We start from the raw sequence: 2,601 nt of genomic DNA, 5'->3' as shown, positions 1-2,601 counted from the left end.
CAATTGTAAAGTGCTGTTGGAATTTAAATCGCGGTCAAACCAAACCCGCCCACCCAAAAGCGCTCCACGCGCAATCAGATCATCAAGAAACTGCGTGAGGCTGCGGGTAATGGCAATAACATGTTGACCAGTAAGGTTTTCATCATTGGCCCAAGGGCGGAAATTGTTGATGATCGTTTTTTCCAATGCTGCACGGGTGCGCACCACATTGACAAAACGCCAGAGTGGATCACTAGAGGTGGTGTGGTTACCCCATAAAATGCGTCCATTGGCGGCAAATTGACCTTGGGCATTTTGGCTAAGGCGGGCGGGAATAAAGGTAGCAATATCGGCTTGGTTGAGGCGATTTGCCTCATGATCGATTTCGCCATCAAAATAGCTAATCGGGCGTGCCGTGCCTAAAATGCCTTTAACATCTTGGTTGGAAGGAGACCAAAAAACACCGCCCCTTTGCTTGTCACGTTTGATAAACATGGCGGCAGCAAAAGGACTTGCGGGTTTAACACTAACACCCCCATCACTATTTGCCACCCGTACAAAGGAGTCAATCAAATAACAAAAATGCAACAATCAAACTTCCCCCTGAAGATACAGCGGAACTCGTAGCAGAGCTTGATAAAAAGTTACAAGAGCTTGTTCAAAACATCAAAGACAGAGAAAAAATAGAGCTTACCTTACCTCTTTTTAAAATTGCATTTAAAACGTCAAATAGAGGTTGGAAAAGCACTCAAGAACTACACAAATCCAACCTAACCATCATTATACAATGGAAAATGAAGGTGCATTTCTCCTTACATTAAGATTTTTAATAACACTTTGTTTTTAACATATTATATCTTTTTTTGCTTTTTGGGCTGATTTTGGAGCGAAGTTCACAATTTATAGATTTTTTTCAAAGGGGCTTAAAAGGGGGTTTTCTAGGCTTTCACAGAGTTTTTTTTAAATCTTCAAAGCCTTTTCCTATTTTTCCATTGAATCACAGTTTTTTCTCATTTTCACTATTTTTTAGATGTCAAAATCCATTTTGATAAAACGCCCATTTAATGGTGAAAATTAGTCATAAAAAAATCATAAACTCCCACCTATTCCCACTTAAAAAAAACTCCTGTCAAACGACAAACTTTCTTTTTTGTATATCCACAGCAGCATAGATACTGCTATTCTTTATTGCTCATTTCCTCTCTTCTTGTTTCTTTTTTCTAATATTTTCTCCATTCTTTTCTTTCTTGTTATAACTCAATAAAGTTTATCTCTAAACAATGCACAATAATAACACTATGATATACAATCAAAAAATATAAATAATTTTTATTTATAATTTAGTTTTATATTTATTTCATAATGAATAATATAATAATATAATAATATAACGTTATGTATTTTTTATAAAAAAACATTTTTATACTTTACATAAAAATAAAAACAATCTATTGATCTCCAAAGTAGAAAACCATTCATTTTGATATCCTTCTTGTAAGCGGGGGAAGAATGCGTGGGGCTTATAAGTTAAGGAAAATATCTAAATGTTTAAAAAATCTCTTTTATCCGGCACAGCTGCCGTAGCTGTCATGCTGTTTAGCACCCATTTCAGCGCATATGCGACAGTCCTAAGTGCTACAAGTAATGAAGACGTAAAAGACGTCTCCAGCGACGCCTCCGAAAAAAACTATGATGCGATTAAAGCAACAAATGCTGGAAAAATCATTGGCAAGGATTTAAAAATAACCGGTACTGAATCTGAAAAAACTGGTGTAACATCTACAGATCTTGGTAGCGAAATTACGTTAAAAGGCACAACAACCATTGAAAAAGCTGTGGATGGGATCCTAGCAAAAACAGGTGGTAAAATCACCAGCGAAGATTTAAAAATAAAAGGAGACGATACAGGAACTGGTGTAACAACCACAGATCCTGATAGTACAATTGAATTAACAGGCAAAACAACCATTGAAAAAGTTGCAAACGGGTTTCTGGTAAATAAGGGCAGTAAAGTCACTGCAAAAGATGTAACGATAATCCTTCCTGAAGCTAAAGAAGACAGCATTGGTATATTCGTCGATGGTGCTAATAGCGTGATTGAATTAACGGGTCAAACAACCATTAAAGACATTGCTGGCAGTGGTCTTAGGGCAACAACTGGTAGCAAAATCGTTAGTAAAGATTTAACAATAACCGGCTCTCAGAACGAAAAAAATACCAATAGCACCGGTATAGCGGCCTACTTGCCAAATACTATGATTGAATTAACAGGCAAAACAACCATTGAAAATATGGTAACTGGGCTTTATACAGCATTTGGTAGCAAAATCGTTAGTGAAAATTTGACAATAACCGGCTCTGAAACTGAAAAAAAGAGTACTGGCGCAAAAGCCGATGGCGCTAACAGCGTCATTACATTAAAAGGCACAACAACCATTGAAAAAGTTGCAAACGGCCTTGATATACAAAATACAGCTACAGCCAGTATGACCGGTGGTTCCATCACAGCATCTCAAATAGGTGCTCTTTTCAACGCTAGCGGAAATGATGAAAATAAAAACACGCTGGACAATGTAAAAATATCGAGCAGCAAAGATGACGCCTTGATAGATAAAGGAATAA

General features: G+C 37.0%; 3 pseudogenes. 2 read left to right on the top strand and 1 reads right to left on the bottom strand.

The annotated features are described in order from the left end of the window. A pseudogene (locus ACFIJK_RS08150) lies at nt 1-561 on the bottom strand (phage tail sheath family protein); the annotation flags it as partial. Between ACFIJK_RS08150 and ACFIJK_RS08145 the strand changes: the two are divergent. Both ACFIJK_RS08145 and ACFIJK_RS08140 read left to right on the top strand, forming a co-directional pair. Next, nucleotides 558-753, top strand: a pseudogene (locus ACFIJK_RS08145) (transcriptional regulator); the annotation flags it as partial. The pseudogenes ACFIJK_RS08150 and ACFIJK_RS08145 sit on opposite strands and share 4 nt — an antisense overlap. 770 nt (nt 754-1,523) lie before the next feature. Continuing rightward, nucleotides 1,524-2,601 (top strand): annotated as a pseudogene (locus tag ACFIJK_RS08140) (autotransporter outer membrane beta-barrel domain-containing protein); the annotation flags it as partial.

This window comes from Bartonella sp. PS17NMGDW, from assembly GCF_042193555.1.
GTDB lineage: Bacteria > Pseudomonadota > Alphaproteobacteria > Rhizobiales > Rhizobiaceae > Bartonella > Bartonella grahamii.
The sequence above is the reverse complement of the archived record's forward strand: the minus strand, read 5'-3'. Positions and strand labels throughout refer to the sequence as shown.